This is a genomic window from Microbulbifer mixtoriginis (SeqCode) (genome assembly GCF_052468275.1).
In genome coordinates this window covers 1432764-1448907 of the sequence record NZ_CP174341.1, presented here as the reverse complement: position 1 = coordinate 1448907, position 16144 = coordinate 1432764, and the positions used below count along the sequence as shown (strand labels likewise).

Below are 16144 nucleotides of genomic sequence, written 5' to 3'. Positions count from 1 at the left end.
GCCAATATTATTTATTTATCATCCACCGGAAATAAAACTCTTTCTCAGCTGCTTGGTCCGACAAAGCTCGCAAAAATTACGTCGCCAATATAGGCTATATACCTCTTTAAATTCGTAAGAAAGACCAAATTAAAAAGCTGTAATCTGCATTCCTTATCGTATGGAGATGATTGCAATGCGATTCTATAGAGCTTCACTTGGTACCGCTCTTTTCATCACACTGTCATTATTGGCGTCAAATACGTATTCTGCTGAGGAGGAGGTAGTGACCGATCCCGTCACCCGCCAGGGCCCAAAGGACTTCCAACCTAAATCAAACCAATTCTGGTGGCCCAACCAGCTGGATCTGCGCCCCTTGCGGCAACACTCCCCAAAGTCTAACCCCATGGGAGGAAACTTTAATTATGCCGAGGCTTTTAAAACACTGGATCTCAAAGCAGTAAAGAGTGACATTGAAACGCTGTTAAAAACTTCCCAGGAGTGGTGGCCTGCGGATTATGGGCATTATGGCCCCTTTATGATCCGAATGGCCTGGCACAGCGCAGGTACATACCGGGTTAACGACGGACGCGGAGGCGCAGGGGGGGGGCAGCAGCGATTCGACCCTCTGAATAGTTGGCCAGATAATGCCAATCTAGATAAAGCACGGCGCCTGCTGTGGCCTATCAAGCAGAAATACGGCGCCAATCTATCATGGGCTGACCTAATGGTGCTCACTGGCAACGTTGCTCTTGAATCCATGGGATTTGAGACCTACGGCTTTGCCGGTGGCCGTATAGACGACTGGGAGCCAGATCTGGTTTATTGGGGCCCGGAAACAAAGATGCTGGCCGATGAGCGCTACACCGGTAATCGCCAGTTAGAAAGACCACTGGCGGCCGTTCAGATGGGATTGATTTATGTAAACCCAGAGGGTCCTAACGGTAATCCTGATCCCAAGGCTGCGGCTATCGACATTCGTGAAACCTTTGCCCGTATGGCCATGAACGATGAAGAAACGGTTGCTCTGATCGCTGGTGGCCATACTTTTGGCAAGGCTCATGGCGCGGTAAAAGCCGATTGCTTAGGCCCAGAACCGGCAGCAGCCCCAATTGAGCAACAGGGACTGGGCTGGAAAAACAAGTGTGGTAAGGGTAATGCCGATGACACAATGACCTCTGGGCTTGAAGGGGCTTGGTCGGCCCTTCCTATTAACTGGAGCCAACAATACTTGGATAATTTATTCAAGTTTAACTGGGTAAAAACCAAGAGCCCCGCTGGTGCAGTACAGTGGATCCCCGATGATCAAGCTGCGGCCAACTTGGTGCCAGACGCTTTTGATAAAAACAAGCGGCATGCACCAATCATGTTTACCACCGATTTATCTTTAAAGTTTGATCCCAGTTACCGGGAAATTGCCAAGCGCTTTCAGGAAAATCCTGAGGAATTTAAACGCGCTTTCGCCAAGGCATGGTTCAAGCTGACTCACCGCGATATGGGCCCACAAGCGCGTTATCTGGGTGTGGAAGTTCCCGAAGAAGATCTGATCTGGCAAGACCCAGTACCAAAAGTTGATCACCCTCTAATAGATGACAATGATGTCGGCCAACTTAAAACGAAAATCCTCTCCTCTGGCCTTACCGTGCCTGAGCTGGTAAGAACGGCCTGGGGCTCTGCTTCGACTTTTCGCGGCTCAGATATGCGTGGAGGAGCAAATGGCGCACGTATACGGCTGGATCCCCAGAAACAATGGCCAGTCAATGACCCAGAGGAACTTGCCAAGGTTCTAGCACAGCTAGAAAAAATTCAGCAAGAGTTTAACAATGCCCAATCTGGGGGTAAGAAAGTCTCTCTCGCCGACCTTATTGTTCTCGGTGGCACTGCCGCTGTTGAGAAAGCAGCTGCGGATGGGGGGCAAAAGATCAGCGTTTCTTTCAAGCCCGGTCGTACCGATGCAAGCCAGCAACAGACTGATGTTAATTCCATCGCCATGCTTGAGCCCACAGCCGACGGCTTTCGCAATTATTTCAGCAGTAATAATAGCCGTACACCCACCGAGATGCTGGTGGACCGCGCCAGCCTGTTGACCCTCACTGTACCGGAAATGACGGTTTTGATTGGCGGTATGCGCGCGCTGAACGCCAATACTGATGGATCGAAAAACGGCGTCTTTACCGATAAACCAGGAATACTCACTAACGACTTTTTTGTCAACTTACTAGACATGTCCACAATATGGAAAAAATCCGATAAAGCAGAGGGGGTTTATGAGGGTAGCGACCGCAAAACCGGTAAGGTAAAGTGGACGGCAACCCCTGTAGATCTAATCTTTGGCTCCAACTCCGAGCTCAGAGCAGTCGCTGAGGTCTATGCCTTCAATAACTCTCAGCAGAAATTCGTGCAGGATTTTTCTAAAGCCTGGACTAAGGTAATGAATCTGGATCGTTTTGACACAGCTAGTCAGTAAATGGTTCTTACGATAATTACTTCAAGGTAAACCAGCATATCAGCCGGTTTACCTTGTCTCTTTTAGCCACATCAAACTTTAATCCAAGTTTGCAAAAATTATTTCTCCTTCAATAAATTTCAACTGGTGCGATGATATAACTCTGACATCCTTATAGCCGACTGCAAATAATTTATTTGCCAATCTTTTTGCCCGTGTGCCACTTTTGCAGTAAACCAATACCATCTCGTCAAGACCTATTGTTAAATGCTCTCTCATTTCATCGAAATCACCTAGAGGGACATTAATTGCACCGTTTACATGTCCAGCCTCAAATTCCCCCACTGTTCGCGCATCAACTAGAGTCAATAGGGATTGGTCCTGCATATAAGCAGATAGTAGTCCTGCTTCAACTCCCACCATTTCGCGACTTACTTCCTGTGACGGCATCTCTTTTTCAGTTCCAACACCAGCACATCCAAAAAAACTTATTAATGCAGCTAATACAATAAATCTACCACCAATTCTATTCAACATAATTCACCCTAACCCAATATATTCCTGAACAGATCCACCAAAAATCACTTAGTAGATTATTTGCACTCCCAATTTCCTCAAACAACATAATCCATGAGAAAGAAAGTAAACAGAAAATATCAATCACCAAAAATAATTGAACACCATATGAGACAAATAGAGATGTTCTTGGGATGATTGGAGACTTGGTACAAAAAATGTAGAAGGGATAAGGATGATATCAGTACTTCACTGATCAAACCCCAAGCTTTATTTGCCTGGGGTCCTGATATACAGAAAATAATATAACTAAAATTAGCTGTCTTAACGTAAATGTCGATCAAAGAAATCTCTGATCATTCTGTACTGGTGAATCCGAGTTTGTTTACCGCGCAAACTATGCTTCTTGCCCGGGTAGGTCATCAATTCAAACTGCTGGCCATTATCCTGTAGCTGTTTGATCAGTCGGGTGGTGTTAGTAAACAAGACATTATCATCCGCCATACCGTGATAAATCAACAGGGAGCCCTTAAGTCCCTCAGTGTACGGAAAAACTGATGAAGCCTGATAGGCATCCGCATCGGTATCGGGGTTCCCCATATAACGCTCAGTATAATGGGTATCATAAAGGGACCAATCGGTAACAGGAGCACCGGATACACCTGCCTTAAAATAGTCACCCGCTTTAAACATACTCATAATAGCCATATAGCCCCCATAACTGTGCCCAAAGATACCAATATTCTCACTATCAACAAAAGGTAGTGTGCGCAAGAATTTCACTCCAGTAACCTGATCTTCAACTTCAGGGCTACCCATATTTTTAAAAATGGGGTTCTCAAAAGTCGTTCCGCGGTTAGCAGAACCTCGATTATCCAGAGAAAAAACGACATACCCTTGCTGGGCCATAAACTGGTTAAAGGCTTTATCCCAGCTATTGGTAACTACCTGAACATGGGGTCCACCATAGACATAAACCATAACCGGGTAACGCTTTGATGCATCAAAATTAGCTGGCTTATAAAGTCGATAATTAAGCTGATGCCCCAGAGGGGATTCAATGGTACCGAACTCAGGAGTAATCCAACCAGCTTTGTAAGGGTGTAAAGGGTGCCCATTAATAACCGCATTTTCTTCCAGCCAGGTCGTTAGTTCGCCACTGGCATTATGCAAGCTTACTTGAGGCGGGGTATTTACACTGGAAAATTTATCGATATAACCCGAGGCATCTTGGGAAAACTCAATATCATGCATTCCCTTCTTGCTAGAGATACGTTGTATCTTTCCATCCCCATTGAATGGCGCTCGATACAAATGTCGCTCTATCACAGTATCTTTACGCCCGGTGAAATACACCAGGCCCTGATTCTCATCAATCGCTTCAACTTCATCCACTACCCAGTCACCCTGAGTGATCTGATTCAACAATTTACCACTTAGATCATAGAGATAGAGATGTTTAAAACCATCTCTCTCTGAAGACCAGATAAATTGATCTTTATTCTCCAAGAAATGAAGATCATCACTCAAATTTACCCAGGTATCACTGGACTCAATCAACAGGGTATTACCAGTGTTCGTCTTCAGATCAAAAGCACGCAATTGCAACTTCTGTTGATTGCGGGACTGCCATTGATAAGTCAGTAGATTATCGCGCGCCCACTGCACGCGAGGAATATAAATATCCTGCTCATTACCAAGGCTTACCCAGCGGGATTTACCGGTTTCTACATTCAGAATGCCCAGCTGAATTTTTACATTCGCTCTCCCTGCGGCGGGATAGCGTTGCTGAATCAGGTCAATGCGATCAGCATAGATTTCACTGCGAGTCACCTTATCCACCGGAGACTCATCCACCTGCAGAAAGGCGATATGACGGTCATCTGGTGACCACCAGTATCCGCTCATGCGCCCCATCTCTTCCTGAGCAACAAATTCGGCCATACCATTTTTAATAGGCCCGTGGCCATCACTGGTTAATGCACGCTCTTTACCATTTTTTAGGTCAACAACAAAAATATCCTGGTCGCGAATAAAAGAAACATAACGCCCTTTAGGGGAAACCCGCACATCGGTTTCGAAAGTTTCAGTTTCAGTTAAGCGCCGCGCGGATTTACTATCCAGGCCGTAGTAATAAACATCTCCAGCTAACGGAAATAACAGGGACTTACCATCTTCCGACCAGCTGTATTCCATAATGCCACTGCCATAAATTCGCTGGCGCTCGCGTCGGGCTTTTTCTTCATCGGACAATTCCTCATGACCACTGTGCAGGCTATCGGAATTCACCAGGATACGGGACTCTTTATCGGCAATGTTATATTCCCACAAATCGTAACGGTTATAGTCTTCATCACGCCCCTTCAGAAAAGTTACCCGACTACCATCGGGAGAGTACTCAAGGGCACGTGGCGCTGTGCCTCCAAGGGCCGGATCGGAGAATATTCGCTCAATAGTCAACGTATCCGCGGAACAGAGTCCCGCAAAGGTTGTACAGCTAAGTAGGGCAAGCAGTTTTCTTTTCATAGAAGGGCTCTTTGTTTTAGTGTTTTATGCTAGGCGCAAATCTGCGTTAAGAAAGGCGTTAAACCACTTTCTCTGCAAGCAACAAAGTCCTTGAATTCTACAATGTAATCTCCAGATAACGGAGGGCATCAAGCTCTCTTTCTGAATTTAACAGAGTGACAATCAAACCTTCTGCAATTGTTTTACTTTACCGTCATTTACTCTGCATCATCGATATTCGCAGTGCCTGAAGACAATCTTGGGGCTGGCTTTTGGCGAAACAAAATCAATAAGAAGAACCAACCTACTTCTTCTATTAAAACAGTTCTCACCTCCTTCCATAACAATTTGCCGCCAAAGATATCCAGGTCGCAGCCCTTCCCAGTTTCCACCGCGAACTCAATCACAATCGATCCATTTACTTATCTAACTCTGTGGGAGACTCTATAGTCGGAGCAGGCAAGTTGATAGAGGAACCATCTCAGTATGCGGCGATGAAAAGAGTAGCGCCCCTGCCAAAGCAGGTAATTTAAACCAAAAATAACCAATTAAAGAGCACAAAAAGCTTTATATTGATTCAAAATCCCTGAATAAATTTTATTCTGAAAGAGTATTTTCGATTTCAGTAAACTATTGTGTGTGGCCAATGATTAATAGGCCGTCGGGGCCAATCTCCCCATATTAGCAACCTTTTCCTGATCCCTAGCCTAGAAAATACCAAAACAAAACACTCCCTCTTGCATTCCAAGACGATCGGTCATATATTGACCACCAATTAATATACGACCGGTCTAATATTCATGGCTCGACCACGTAAAAGCGAAAACACCAAAGAAGCACTGTTAGAAGCAGGCACCGCGATGCTGACCAGCCAGGGATATCACGGCACTGGTATCAAGCAGGTCTTGGATGCAGTAGGTGTACCCAAAGGTTCGTTCTACAACTATTTCCCCCGTAAAGAGGCCTTCGTAGCCAGCATTATTCACCGCTACGGCCAGCAGATTGATGCGGAACTAGCGCAGACGATAATAAACCTCAATCAGGCACCTGGCTTGATCCAGCTCTGGTGCTGCTTTCATAACCGTATTCAAAACAAAGTAAAAGTTGGTCAGTCTTGTGCCTGTCTACTCGGCGCGATGTCGGCCGAGGTAGCCCAGGCCAGTCCTCTTTGCCGTGAAGCCATTGAGTCTGTAGAGCACAGGTGGCTGGAAAATCTTCAGTCGATATTACATTTGGCACAAGATCAAGGAGATCTACGCAGTGACGTCCCCGCCGATAACCTTGCGACACTGTGTTATAGCGTTTGGCAGGGCAGTATTCTGCAATACCAGGTATCCGGTGATCCCAATGATTTACTCAGACAGCTACGGACGTTTTTTAGCACCTTGGTGACGCAACAAGGGGAACAAACACTGGCCAGTATTAAAACTTACAGGCAGGACATTCATTTTGAAAAATAGTATCAACGCCTTAAAAAACACCGATCGAGCTACACCTCTCGCTCGTCCACTGAGTATTCTGCCGGGAACCAGTGTGAAAAACCGCTTGTTTAAATCTGCTATGAGTGAGCAATTAGCGGATCCCAATCATGCCCCCACCGAGGAGCTGATAAACTTATATCGCACATGGTCAGAAGGAGGCACAGGTTTACTGGTCACCGGCAACGTCATGGTTGATCGAACAGCTCTGGGTGAGCCGCGGAATGTGGTATTAGACGAGAAGTCGGACCTTTCCCTGTTCCGGAAATGGGCCCAAACTGGGCGCCAAAACGGTACACAAATCTGGATGCAATTAAATCATCCAGGCAAGCAAACACCCAACTTTTTAAGTACCGAACCCGTCGCACCTTCTGCAATTCCATTGGCTAATGGCTTAGAGAAAACGTTCAACCGCCCGAGAGAACTCACTGAAAATGAAATAGTAATTATCATTAAAAAATTTGCCTGGGCCGCAGCACAGGCGAAAGAACTTGGATTTACTGGGATTCAGATACATGCTGCTCATGGTTATCTGATCAATCAGTTTCTATCCCCTCACCACAATCGGCGAAATGATCAGTGGGGAGGTACCTTAGAAAATCGCTTACGATTTTTACGCGAGGTGTATAGCGCTATTCGCGAAGCGGTTGGTGAAGATTTTCCGGTAGGCGTAAAACTCAATTCAGCAGATTTTCAAAAAGGTGGGTTCAGTGAAGAGGAATCCATGCAGGTTCTGAAAGCCCTGCAGGATGAAGGTATTAACTTAATTGAAATCTCCGGCGGCAATTATGAAAACCCAAGTATGGTTGGTGCCAATGTGAAAGAAAGCACTATCAAGCGAGAGGCCTATTTTATCGATTATGCAGAAAAGGCACGTGCACAGTTGCAAATTCCTGTCGTAGTCACCGGTGGCTTCCGTTCCGCAGCTGCCATGGAGGCCGCCCTTGTATCAAATGCCGTGGATATGATCGGCCTAGCCCGCCCATTAGCGGTTGACCCACGGCTATCGCACAAACTGTTATCGGATGGCAACCATAAGATAACATTGAAAAAGCTCACCACAGGTATTCCCAGACTGGATTTTATGGCTATGCTGGATGTCACTTGGTACGAACAACAGCTGGCCCTTATTGGCAAAGGAAAGCCAACGAAACCAAATATGAGTGCTTGGACCTCAGTATTAAAAACGCTGACTGCTGTCGGATTGCTTTCTTTTCAGAGACGACGAGCCTGATAAAACTTTATTGCGCCTAGGAAAACTATAGTTCCTCACCGTAAATCACAGTAGATAAGTGAGACAATACAAGGACGTATTGCCGCCGCCGACCAATACCAGGGCGAATTCGTTGAAAAAAGCATTTTTATATGCTTGTGCCACACTTTGTTGTCAGATTATAACTTTTCTACAGGTCTTTGTAACCGAGGACAATTTCCTAGCGCGTCAGAAAAATAGGCCTCTCCAGCTGCCGAGGAGACACTGTGCACCCTAAAATCAAACCCGAAAATCTGCTCTCTATTTCTCCTCTATAAATCGTCATAGAACTATAAAATTATTTTATTCTTTAGGCCCTTATCCCATTATCAAGCCATAGATTAGAGTAAAAATAATCTGGGTAGACCTCTACGCATATATAAAAACACAGATTTCAAGAGTAACTTATTTAGGTAAGAAGAAAATATCCGGTAAAGGCCCCTAAGAAAGAAACACCTTGTTGAATTGATTGACCTTAACAATTGTTTACTCTGCTTAACCGACGTTAGTACAGGGCAAAGGTCATACTGGAAACGAATGACTCACAGGATAACAACAATGAAGGCTAACCTCTTCTCTACTATGGGAGCTTCCCTGCTCATCTTCGGCTGTAGCTCCACGCCTAAGGTTCCCACTAACGAATCTTTTGTTGCTAACATCACTGAACTAGGACACAAACGCTTTGTATATAAGGCAAGCCTGGGGGCAGCGCCCCATGACGATGGAAGCCACGGCAGTAAACATAACGGTGGCCCCGGAATGGGCGGTAAGGGTAAGCCAGCAAGGGGCAAACCCAGCTCTGGTAAACCTGGCCACAGTCAATCAAACTCAGGCGATATTAAGAAAATGGCAATGGCGAGGGTGGAACTCCTCACAAATGAAAATGGATTCTGTTCTAACGGCTGGTTCCTGATTGAACAGACTTTCGAGAAAGGCCGGGCAGAGATTCACGGTGAATGTCGTGCAGTTGCCGCTCAATCAGATAGGTGAAAGACACCCAGATAAGCTCGATAAAAAGCTCATGTATTACAACCGGGCAATTATAAAGTGCCCGGTTGTAGCGCAGCTCTAAACGATATGACAGCAGCTTTAGGCAGGAATTTTATCGTTACTCAAGAGGTAATCCGCATGGAAACGCAGGTGTTCCTCAATAAATGAGGCGATAAAGAAGTAGCTATGATCATATCCAGCATGGTGCTCCAGTCGCAGAGGATAGCTACAAGCTTCGGCGGCCATTTGCAGGGCCTCGGGTCGTAACTGCTGCTCAAGGAATTGATCTTCATCCCCCTGGGAGACCAGTATCGGGAGGTGCGTTGTCGCTCGCCCTACTAAAACACTCGCATCGTAACCTTCCCAGCAGGTTGTATCCGCGCCCAGATATGCACCAAACGCTTTCTCTCCCCAGGGGCAAGCGATCGGATTACAGATCGGACTAAATGCTGAAACTGAGGTATATCGCTCAGGGTTACGCAAGCCAATAACCAGGGCGCCATGACCTCCCATGGAATGACCACTGATAGCGCGCTTCTTATTTACCGGAAAATGCCCTTCAATTAGCGCCGGTAATTCAGCCGCTATGTAGTCATACATGCGGTAGTGCTGCTTCCAGGGTTCCTGAGTGGCATTCACATAGAACCCTGCTCCCTGGCCAAGGTCGTAGGAGGGGTCATCGGCAACATCCTCTCCACGAGGGCTGGTATCTGGTATGACCAGCACAATACCCAGCTCTGCAGCCATACGCTGGGCGCCCGCTTTCTGGCTAAAATTAGCATCGGTGCAAGTCAAGCCCGATAACCAATAAAGCACCGGATAGCGATGCCCTTCTTCGCTTTCTGTACCCTGGGGCAAAAAAATAGAAAACTGCATAGTGCAATTCAACACAGCGGAGCGGTGCCGGTATTCTTGTTGCAACCCATCAAACAATCTGGTGCTACTGACAAGCTTAATTGACATAGGTTATCCCACTCAAACGTTTTCGTAATGAATGACGCTGCGAATACTCTTGCCTTTGTGCATCAAATCAAAGGCCTCATTAATATTATCCAAGGGCATCGTGTGGGTAATAAAGTCATCCAACTTAAATTCCCCGGCCAGATAGCGCTCGACATAATCCGGAAGTTCAGAGCGACCTTTCACTCCGCCAAATGCAGTGCCGCGCCACACCCTACCAGTAACCAACTGGAAGGGGCGCGTGCTGATTTCCTGACCCGCACCGGCAACGCCAATAATTACAGACTCGCCCCAACCTTTGTGGCAGCACTCCAGCGCAGACCGCATTGTATTTACATTACCAATACATTCGAAGGAGTAATCCACTCCACCATCGGTAAGGTCGACAATGACTTCCTGGATGGGTTGTTCATAATTTTTGGGGTTAATACACTCTGTCGCGCCGAGTTTTTTTGCCAGGGCAAATTTATCTTCATTGATATCAATGCCAATAATACGCTCAGCACCCGCCATCTTGGCCCCGATAATTGCCGATAGGCCAATTCCACCCAAACCAAAGATTGCAACGGTTGAGCCCGCTTCTACCTTAGCGGTATTCATCACCGCTCCCATCCCCGTAGTGACACCACAGCCAAGAAGGCAAACTTCCTCAAGTGGCGCCTCGGGATTAATCTTCGCCAGGGAGATTTCCGGTAATACCGTATACTCAGAAAAAGTGGAGGTGCCCATATAGTGATAGATGGGCTTTCCATTGATAGAAAAACGCGTGGTGCCATCCGGCATCAAACCTTTACCTTGGGTTGCTCGAATTTTTTGGCAGAGGTTCGTTTTGCCAGACAAACAAAACTTACATTCGCCACACTCGGGGGTATATAGCGGGATAACATGATCCCCAACCGTTAAGCCGGTAACTCCTTCACCCACCGACTCCACAACACCCGCTCCCTCATGGCCAAGGATCGCAGGGAAGACACCCTCAGGATCCTCCCCCGAAAGTGTGAAAGCATCGGTATGGCAGACCCCGGTAGCCGTCAGCTTGATACGTACCTCGCCTTTTTGCGGCGGCATCACCTCAACTTCCTCGATAGAAAGCGGCTCGCCCGCTTTCCAGGCCACAGCAGCTTTACAGCGAATCGTCTCTGCACCCATGGTGTTATTCCTTACTAGTCGTTGTTTCAATCAACAGGTGCCCAGCATAGCCTGCCAGTATTTATGAGGCAAAAAGGGAAGGACAAAATAGGATACTGAAATGAGGCGGGACACTGCCGGGTAAATACCCTTTGAAAAACCTAGAAGTAAAAATCAATGTTGTAGCTTGCGCCATTGTAAGGGGGAGTTCCCATGCACAGTGCGAAAAGCTTTGGAGAAGGCACTGGTATCGGTATAACCAAGGCTCGCCGACAGTAGAGCAATATCAATATTTGAGGACCGTAAATGCCATCGAGCCGTTTCCATGCGCGCTTCTTGTAAAAGCTGCTTGAAAGAGGTGCCGGCAGCACGTAAATGGCGCTGCAAAGTTCGAACAGGGGTATCCACCAGTTGGGCAACCTGTGCCAGGTTATGCTGTTGGGCCCCCAATGTCTGCAAGATCAGCGTTCGCACTTGACTCGCTATATCCCCCCTTTGCCCCTGAATGAGCAACTGGGTAAATTCCTCAAAATATTGCATCAATCCCTCACTAGCCGCATTCAAAGGCCTTTCTAACACTTCAGCATCAAACACGAGACAATCATATTCCTGGGCAAAAAATACCTCAGCTTCAAAGTACTCACGGTAACGCTGGAGTGAAGAAACCGGTACATGGCAAAAATGCACTTGGCGCGGGCGAATATCCGCTCCAGCCAACTCCCTAAATAGCCTGCAGGCGGCGCCCAAGGCCAGCTCGCTGTACTGCTCAGTAACTCCAAGCCCTTCATAATGGCTAATGCGATAAGCGTAGAGTCTGCTATCGCGCTCAATTATTCGCCAGTGATCAGCCTGGTTGTGTAATACCATGTAGCGGTGGCTGGCACTCAGCGCGGCATCCAGGTCTTTCTCTTTGAGCACCAACTTACCCAACACTCCAAGCATACGCAGGCCCTGCTGCTCCGCCAGCCGCAAGCCAAAGTCATTGCATTGCAGCTCACGCACACACAGGTTTAACAGGTCGATCAGAGTAGAGATTGGAATCAAGATATCCGGGCGACGCATACAATCCGCGGGTAGGCCAACCTCAGCGAGCAAATCCGAAGGTATTCCGCCCAACTGGGGAACCAGAGTGTTGAAACCCGCGAGGGTGCCGCTGCGAATTTCATAGGTTGGGCTCATCAATCCATCTCCACTGCCTGTCACAGCTACAACCACAGCCATAGCCATGCGCACCAGCTAGCATTGGGATCTACGGGCAATGCCAGGCGGTTAAAGTCCTAGGGAAGTATTCCAGGGATGATAACAGGGCAAATTTATTCCAGTAATCTTTCACAAGACTGAAATGTGACAGGAAACACCCCTTCCCTTCGTAAACTAGTCCTATATCCAAAGCTGGCAATCAATAGAGTTTCAACCAATTTTCTTGACGAACTTAGTCAGAATAACGATACGCTGCCCCTCGACACGCCCTTCAATGTGTTCTGGGTTATCCGTTAAACTGATACCACGAACTGCAGTACCGCGCTTGGCCACCAAACTGGCCCCTTTTACATCCAGATCCTTGATAATGGTCACACTATCACCTGCCTGCAGTTGCACGCCGTTGCTGTCGCGGTGAACAAGAATGTCGCCCGCTTGAGGTAGTGCGCCGGCTTGGGCCCAGTTAAGAAGATCGTCATCCAGGTAAAGCATGTCTAGTAAATCCTGCGCCCAGGTTTCCGTAGACAGGCGCTTGAGAAGCCGCCAGGCCAAAACTTGCACCGCCGGCTCTTGGCTCCACATGCTGTCAGATAAACACTGCCAATGAGCGCTGTCGAGTTCGGCTGGATTGTTCAGCTGATCGCGGCAGGTCTGGCACAGGAGTAAATGGCCCTCCGTCCCGACAGGGGACTCCGGCAGTTCATAAGCTTCCAAATTATCCTGAGCTTTGCAGAGTTCGCACTGACCACCACTGCGCTGAAGCAGCTGTTCCTGACTGACCGCCATGGATTACCTCAAAAAGTGCGGAGTATACGCCCTCACTCGCTAATTCGTGCAACCCTACCAGAACCTATGAATCAATAAGAAAGTAAAATAAGACTGGGCCCCATCGGAGAATTCTCCCCACAGGGCCCAGAAAAATAAGTTAAGCCCCATAATGGGGCTACGGAAACTAGTGGTGAGCCGAAACCGCAGAGGCGAAGTGACCACCCTGCTTACTGGCAATGGCTGAGGTGATATCGCCGAGACTGAGAATGCCGACCATGCGCTTCTCACTATTTAGAACTGGCATTCGCCGTAGCAGCTGCTGTTCCATTTTGTGTACCGCGGAGAGAAGGTCATCCTCTTCCCAGCACCATTCAATGCCCTCAGTCATTACATCACGGGCAGTTAGGGAAGAAAGATTGCCTCCCTGCACAACACCGCGACATACGATATCTCGGTCGGTTACCATACCCACTAATCGATCGTTTTCACCGATGGGAACCGCTCCGATATCCTCGTCCCGCAGGATTTTTGCCAATTCCTGTAGAGAGGTATCTGGTGTACACCAGGTCACACCCTGGTGCATTGCCTGTTTCACTTTCATTTCTTTACCTCAACTAATACTGAAAACATACTTTTAAAGCGACGGAAGCCCGTCGCATGAAAAAATCAGTGCACTTCGATACGCTTTCTCTGTGGCGGATGTCCCTCGTGTCTGGGGACAGTCAGCGTCAGAATGCCATCTTTGAAATTCGCATCAATTTCATCTTCTCGAACATCCTCCCCCAGATTAAAACTACGCAGGAATTTGCCATAACGGCGCTCTTGTCGCAGAATCCGGCCATCTTTTTCTTCCTTGATCTCGCGATGTACTTCCGCTTCTAGGGTTAAAACTCCATTCTCCAAAGTGATATTGATATCATTCTTACCAACACCTGGCAGTTCGGCACTGATTTCATATTTGTTTTTCCGTTCACTCACGTCAATACGTGGCGAGAAAAATCCCTCCCTTTCACTGCCGATAGCGCGGCCAGGTGACAACATCTGCTCAAACATATTATCCAGATCCAGCAGGGAACCTCTGGGTATCAGACTCATACTTACAACCTCCATCTACCGCTATGTCGCAAGAGGCGCAAGCTAGACCCATGGATCCGGCTTGCGCCTCTCACATCTTGATTTCATTCTAGGTAATCTCACGCCATTCGGTAGGAATATGTGCCTGCAATAACCATCACAAAAGGCATAAAGACAACTGTGAATATTTAGATTTCATCTATTTAGAAAATCTATAACGCTCTACGAAATGAACCGAAAAGCATCGCAGGCAAATCCCACTCCTCTATCCACAATTAACTCTCCAATATTCTGGAAAATGAAAAAAAAACAGATAGTTACCCAATTAAATCCAGACAGATAGTGGATGGCGCTGAAATTAACTAGGATAAGAGAGAGTAAAAGAATGAGGATACGCTCATGGCTTTAGCATGGGTTCTTGTGGCCAACCAATCGCAAGCCAGAATATTTGAAGCACAAAAACGCGCCGGCAACCTCCATGAAATTCAAGCCCTACTCCATCCAGAGTCCCGACTATCAGGACGCGAAATAGATAGCGATGCACCTGGACGCAGCTTCGACAGCTACGGCCAGGGCCGCCATGCGATGGGAAATTTTGCAAATCTACACCGCCGCAGTGGTGAAGATTTTGCCAGGAAAATTGCCCATACACTGGAGCGTGGGCGCCAAGAAGGCCGCTTTGAAAAGTTATATATTGTGGCTGAACCCTATATGGTGGGGAGCTTGCGCGATGCATTGAAAACGCCCACTCGTGCCACCGTTGCCGGAGAGACCGGTAAAAACCTGGTCGACAGCCAGCCAGATGAAATTCGTGCTCAGCTACCCATCTGGCTTTGATTGATTCCTCATTGAGGAAATCTGTTGGGAAGGCGGGGCTGAAAAAACAGCCCCTCAAGCCTTCTTAAGTAGCATTCGCCATAAAATTAGCCTGTGCCTCTTAAGTCCCTTTTGAATCACTCAATAGATTCCCAATCAACTGATCCTTATCCTGCCAAAGTTTATACACCCAATGATTAAATTCAGCACGAAATACCTGATCATTCATATAATCAGCCGTAAAAAATTTATCTGGTATGCGAATCTGCTCCACCCGAACGACTACGCGCTTAACTTTCCCCCCAAGGAAATCCGCAAATGATGGGATACCATCTGGGTAGACAATGGTTACATTTAACAGGCGGTTAAGTTGCTCCCCCATACTTTGCATAGCAAAAGCAATGCCACCAGACTTGGGCTTGAGCAAATAGTTAAAAGGTGAACCCTGCCTATCATGCTTTTCCTGAGTAAAACGCGTACCTTCAAGGAAATTCATAATACTGGTGGGAATTAATTTAAAGCGCTCACAAGCCTTTTTGGTTGATTCCAGATCTTTGCCGCGCATTTCCGGATGCTTCTCCAAATATGCCTTGCTATAACGCTTCATAAATGGAAAATCCAAAGCCCACCAACAGATCCCCATTACAGGGACCTTGATAAGCTCCTGCTTGATAAAAAATTTCAGGAAAGGGATTTTTCGGTTAAAAATTGACTGTAGTACAAAGATGTCCACCCAGCTCTGGTGATTGGAGGTTACCAAATACCAGCCATCTTTTTTCAGCTCCCCCCCAATTTTCACATCCCACTCTGTCTTTTGCGTAAGTTTCATCCAGCCTTTATTCATGGTAATCCAGGCTTCAGCAATCGACATAAAAATGGATGTGTAGATTTTGCGCAGCGCTGAAAAAGGAAAAATCAATCGCACTACAACAAAAAACAAAATGGGAATAAAGCAAAGGGTTGTGCTGATGACCAGCAACACCGAAGCCAATACCAACAACACTGCCGAGGGAAGAAAATTTAACATCTTAT

Annotated in this window: 15 protein-coding genes; 5 read left to right on the top strand and 10 right to left on the bottom strand. The window is 47.1% G+C overall.

The window, feature by feature from the left end:
* Nucleotides 1-175 precede the first annotated feature (175 nt).
* Complete coding sequence (katG, locus tag ACJJIC_RS06305) at nt 176-2446, top strand: catalase/peroxidase HPI (protein ID WP_444910510.1); 2271 nt, start codon at nt 176-178, stop codon at nt 2444-2446.
* 78 nt (nt 2447-2524) lie between these two features.
* Here the strand turns inward: katG and ACJJIC_RS06300 are convergent, their stop codons facing one another.
* The 3 genes from ACJJIC_RS06300 to ACJJIC_RS06290 all read right to left on the bottom strand — a co-directional run bounded on the left by ACJJIC_RS06300 (nt 2525) and on the right by ACJJIC_RS06290 (nt 5853).
* On the bottom strand, nt 2525-2962 hold the full coding sequence (locus ACJJIC_RS06300) for a rhodanese-like domain-containing protein (RefSeq protein ID WP_444910511.1): 438 nt from the start codon (nt 2960-2962) through the stop codon (nt 2525-2527).
* Between the two features lie 303 nt (nt 2963-3265).
* Nucleotides 3266-5467, bottom strand: coding sequence for a S9 family peptidase (locus ACJJIC_RS06295; protein ID WP_445356620.1), 2202 nt, complete (start codon nt 5465-5467; stop codon nt 3266-3268).
* 197 nt (nt 5468-5664) lie between these two features.
* Complete coding sequence (locus tag ACJJIC_RS06290; RefSeq protein ID WP_444910513.1) at nt 5665-5853, bottom strand: hypothetical protein; 189 nt, start codon at nt 5851-5853, stop codon at nt 5665-5667.
* Nucleotides 5854-6246: 393 nt separating this feature from the next.
* Here ACJJIC_RS06290 and ACJJIC_RS06285 point away from each other — a divergent pair, with 393 nt between their 5' ends.
* From ACJJIC_RS06285 to ACJJIC_RS06275, 3 genes are all read left to right on the top strand, one after another.
* A complete protein-coding gene (locus ACJJIC_RS06285) occupies nt 6247-6906 on the top strand; it encodes a TetR/AcrR family transcriptional regulator (RefSeq protein ID WP_445356619.1) in 660 nt (219 codons plus the stop codon).
* Nucleotides 6896-8158: an NADH:flavin oxidoreductase/NADH oxidase family protein gene (locus ACJJIC_RS06280; RefSeq protein WP_445356618.1), complete on the top strand. Its 1263-nt coding sequence runs from the start codon at nt 6896-6898 to the stop codon at nt 8156-8158. Before ACJJIC_RS06285 ends, ACJJIC_RS06280 begins: the two co-directional genes overlap by 11 nt.
* Nucleotides 8159-8734: 576 nt before the next feature.
* The gene (locus ACJJIC_RS06275; RefSeq protein ID WP_444910516.1) at nt 8735-9166 is read left to right on the top strand and encodes a hypothetical protein; all 432 of its coding nucleotides are present in this window, start codon (nt 8735-8737) and stop codon (nt 9164-9166) included.
* Nucleotides 9167-9265: 99 nt separating this feature from the next.
* Here the strand turns inward: ACJJIC_RS06275 and fghA are convergent, their stop codons facing one another.
* The 6 genes from fghA to ACJJIC_RS06245 all read right to left on the bottom strand — a co-directional run bounded on the left by fghA (nt 9266) and on the right by ACJJIC_RS06245 (nt 14317).
* Nucleotides 9266-10129: an S-formylglutathione hydrolase gene (gene fghA, locus ACJJIC_RS06270; protein WP_445356617.1), complete on the bottom strand. Its 864-nt coding sequence runs from the start codon at nt 10127-10129 to the stop codon at nt 9266-9268.
* Nucleotides 10130-10141: 12 nt separating this feature from the next.
* Nucleotides 10142-11275, bottom strand: coding sequence for an S-(hydroxymethyl)glutathione dehydrogenase/class III alcohol dehydrogenase (locus ACJJIC_RS06265; protein WP_444903163.1), 1134 nt, complete (start codon nt 11273-11275; stop codon nt 10142-10144).
* Nucleotides 11276-11428: 153 nt separating this feature from the next.
* Nucleotides 11429-12433 carry an AraC family transcriptional regulator gene (locus ACJJIC_RS06260; RefSeq protein ID WP_445359703.1) on the bottom strand — a complete coding sequence of 335 codons (1005 nt, stop codon included), beginning with the start codon at nt 12431-12433 and terminating at the stop codon, nt 11429-11431.
* A gap of 231 nt (nt 12434-12664) precedes the next feature.
* Nucleotides 12665-13240, bottom strand: coding sequence for a PhnA domain-containing protein (locus tag ACJJIC_RS06255; protein ID WP_444882765.1), 576 nt, complete (start codon nt 13238-13240; stop codon nt 12665-12667).
* A gap of 166 nt (nt 13241-13406) precedes the next feature.
* Nucleotides 13407-13823 (bottom strand): CBS domain-containing protein, encoded by a 417-nt coding sequence (locus tag ACJJIC_RS06250; protein WP_252083319.1) that lies wholly within the window; start codon nt 13821-13823, stop codon nt 13407-13409.
* Between the two features lie 65 nt (nt 13824-13888).
* Complete coding sequence (locus ACJJIC_RS06245; RefSeq protein WP_252083320.1) at nt 13889-14317, bottom strand: Hsp20/alpha crystallin family protein; 429 nt, start codon at nt 14315-14317, stop codon at nt 13889-13891.
* Between the two features lie 378 nt (nt 14318-14695).
* On the opposite strand from ACJJIC_RS06245, the gene ACJJIC_RS06240 reads away from it, so the two are divergent.
* Nucleotides 14696-15133 carry a host attachment protein gene (locus ACJJIC_RS06240; RefSeq protein ID WP_252083321.1) on the top strand — a complete coding sequence of 146 codons (438 nt, stop codon included), beginning with the start codon at nt 14696-14698 and terminating at the stop codon, nt 15131-15133.
* A gap of 100 nt (nt 15134-15233) precedes the next feature.
* Here ACJJIC_RS06240 and yihG read toward each other — a convergent pair whose 3' ends face one another.
* Nucleotides 15234-16139 carry a 1-acylglycerol-3-phosphate O-acyltransferase, YihG family gene (gene yihG / locus ACJJIC_RS06235; RefSeq protein WP_445356616.1) on the bottom strand — a complete coding sequence of 302 codons (906 nt, stop codon included), beginning with the start codon at nt 16137-16139 and terminating at the stop codon, nt 15234-15236.
* Nucleotides 16140-16144 lie beyond the last annotated feature (5 nt).

Excerpts from the sequence above, each read along its gene's own strand:
- katG (WP_444910510.1), top strand. The coding sequence starts at position 176 with ATGCGATTCTATAGAGCTTCACTTGGTACCGCTCTTTTCATCACACTG.
- ACJJIC_RS06300 (WP_444910511.1), bottom strand. The coding sequence starts at position 2,962 with ATGTTGAATAGAATTGGTGGTAGATTTATTGTATTAGCTGCATTAATA.
- ACJJIC_RS06295 (WP_445356620.1), bottom strand. The coding sequence starts at position 5,467 with ATGAAAAGAAAACTGCTTGCCCTACTTAGCTGTACAACCTTTGCGGGA.
- ACJJIC_RS06285 (WP_445356619.1), top strand. The coding sequence starts at position 6,247 with ATGGCTCGACCACGTAAAAGCGAAAACACCAAAGAAGCACTGTTAGAA.
- ACJJIC_RS06275 (WP_444910516.1), top strand. The coding sequence starts at position 8,735 with ATGAAGGCTAACCTCTTCTCTACTATGGGAGCTTCCCTGCTCATCTTC.
- fghA (WP_445356617.1), bottom strand. The coding sequence starts at position 10,129 with ATGTCAATTAAGCTTGTCAGTAGCACCAGATTGTTTGATGGGTTGCAA.
- ACJJIC_RS06265 (WP_444903163.1), bottom strand. The coding sequence starts at position 11,275 with ATGGGTGCAGAGACGATTCGCTGTAAAGCTGCTGTGGCCTGGAAAGCG.
- ACJJIC_RS06260 (WP_445359703.1), bottom strand. The coding sequence starts at position 12,433 with ATGAGCCCAACCTATGAAATTCGCAGCGGCACCCTCGCGGGTTTCAAC.
- ACJJIC_RS06255 (WP_444882765.1), bottom strand. The coding sequence starts at position 13,240 with ATGGCGGTCAGTCAGGAACAGCTGCTTCAGCGCAGTGGTGGTCAGTGC.
- ACJJIC_RS06250 (WP_252083319.1), bottom strand. The coding sequence starts at position 13,823 with ATGAAAGTGAAACAGGCAATGCACCAGGGTGTGACCTGGTGTACACCA.
- ACJJIC_RS06245 (WP_252083320.1), bottom strand. The coding sequence starts at position 14,317 with ATGAGTCTGATACCCAGAGGTTCCCTGCTGGATCTGGATAATATGTTT.
- ACJJIC_RS06240 (WP_252083321.1), top strand. The coding sequence starts at position 14,696 with ATGGCTTTAGCATGGGTTCTTGTGGCCAACCAATCGCAAGCCAGAATA.
- yihG (WP_445356616.1), bottom strand. The coding sequence starts at position 16,139 with ATGTTAAATTTTCTTCCCTCGGCAGTGTTGTTGGTATTGGCTTCGGTG.